This window comes from Actinosynnema sp. (assembly GCF_052038725.1).
Map to the genome: position 1 here is coordinate 1 of NZ_JBQGCX010001435.1, position 1,772 is coordinate 1,772.

At 73.6% G+C, this 1,772-nt stretch carries 2 protein-coding genes; one reads left to right on the top strand and one right to left on the bottom strand.

The window, feature by feature from the left end:
* The coding region (locus ACTUAL_RS30335; RefSeq protein WP_440902638.1) for an STAS domain-containing protein at nt 1–240 on the bottom strand (240 nt) is incomplete at its 3' end.
* Between the two features lie 125 nt (nt 241–365).
* Here ACTUAL_RS30335 and ACTUAL_RS30340 point away from each other — a divergent pair.
* On the top strand, nt 366–1,439 hold the full coding sequence (locus ACTUAL_RS30340) for an LLM class flavin-dependent oxidoreductase (RefSeq protein WP_440902639.1): 1,074 nt from the start codon (nt 366–368) through the stop codon (nt 1,437–1,439).
* Nucleotides 1,440–1,772: the final 333 nt, after the last annotated feature.

The window sequence follows — 1,772 nt, forward strand, 5'->3', positions numbered from 1 at the left end:
CGCGACCAGGCGCAGCTGCGCGCCGTTCTTCTTGGCCATCACGCTCGCGCGGGCCAGCACGCCGACGATGATGCTCGGCAGGAACGTCACCTCGCTCAGATCGATGGTGAGGTCCTCGGTGAAGACCGAGCTCGCCCCCTCGATCAGCTCGTTGAGGTGACGGTGGTCGACCGCATCGATGTCGCCGCCGAGCACGAGCGAGCCCGGGGCGGTGGTGGCGGAGAAGGACGTCTGAGACACGCGCCTAGATTAGCGACCCCCTGGTGGCGGTGTCGCACCTCCTCACCACTTTCACCCCAAGAGGTGATCCGCGCCCCCGGTCTCAGACGGGAACACAACCGCGCCCGCCGCGGTTGTGCTCGGTGATGAACGCGTCGACTCCCGCCCCGCCCGCCCTGTCCGTGCTCGACCTGGTGCCCGTGCGCACCGACCAGACCTCGCCGCAGGCCATCGCGGCGTCGCGACGGCTGGCGCAGACGGCCGACGCGGCGGGCATGGTGCGCTACTGGGTGGCCGAGCACCACAACATGGCGGCAGTGGCCGCGACCAACCCTCCCGTGCTGATCGCGCTGCTGGCCGGTGCCACCGAGCGCATCCGGGTGGGCTCGGGCGGCGTCATGCTGCCCAACCACGCCCCGCTCGCGGTGGCCGAGCAGTTCGCCCTGCTGGAGGCCTCGTTCCCGGGGCGGATCGACCTCGGCCTGGGCCGGGCGCCCGGCTCCGACCCGGTGACCTCGTTCGCCCTGCGTCACGGCGGCCCCGCGGGCACGGACGACGAGGGCGTGGCGCGCTTCGCCGAGCACGTCGGCAACGTCGTGGCGATGATGGCGCCCGACGGCGTCGAGGTGGCGATCGGTCCGCGGCGCCACGCCCTGCGGGCGACGCCGCGCGCGGTGAGCGTGCCGCAGCTGTGGCTGCTGGGCTCCTCCGACTACTCGGCCCGCCTCGCGGCGCAGCAGGGCCTGCCGTACGTGTTCGCCCACCACTTCAGCGGCGAGGGCACCGAGCGCGCGCTCGAGCTTTACCGCTCGACCTTCCAGCCCTCCGAGCTGCTGGAGGCGCCGCGCACCTTCCTCACCGTGAACGCCTCGGTTGCGGCCACCGCGGAGGAGGCGCACCGCCTCGCGCTGCCGCAGCTGCTGGCGATGCTCGCCCTGCGCACCGGCGGCCCGATGGGCCCGCAGCCCCTCGTCGAGGACGCCGAGGAGCGGGTCGCCGCCGGTCTGCCCGACGCGCACCGCGACGTGCTCGACGGCATGGCGCGGCGGTGGGTGATCGACGAGCCCGAGGCCGCCCGCGAGCAGATCGCCGCGCTGGCCGAGCGGTTCGGCGTCGACGAGGTGATGGTGCATCCGGTCGCCGGCGCGCTGCGCGGGACGCCGTCCGACGCCGCCCCCGCGCGCGAGGAGGCGCTGCGCCTGCTCGCGGACCGCGCGTAGCGCGCGGTCGGAGTCGCCTTCGGGCCGGGCGACGCCGTAGACTGATGCGTCGGCCCAACGTGGGTCTGTTTCGTGGTGCCTCGCGGCTGCTCGCGCAACGGTACGTCTCCTGTTCCAGCGGAGGCGCGTCGGTGCGGTGGGATGAGGCTCACGCAACGGCTGCACGAGGTCCACTGCGCACCGGTCCGCCGGAGCGCAGGCGGTTCCCGGGCCACCCGCTCGACGCCCTCCGCGGCGTCGCGCGGTGCACCAAGGTGGACGAACAACCCAGAGCCGGACCCCGGCGCGACGGAATGTGAGGACATGGCCAAGAAGGAAGGCGTCATCGAGATC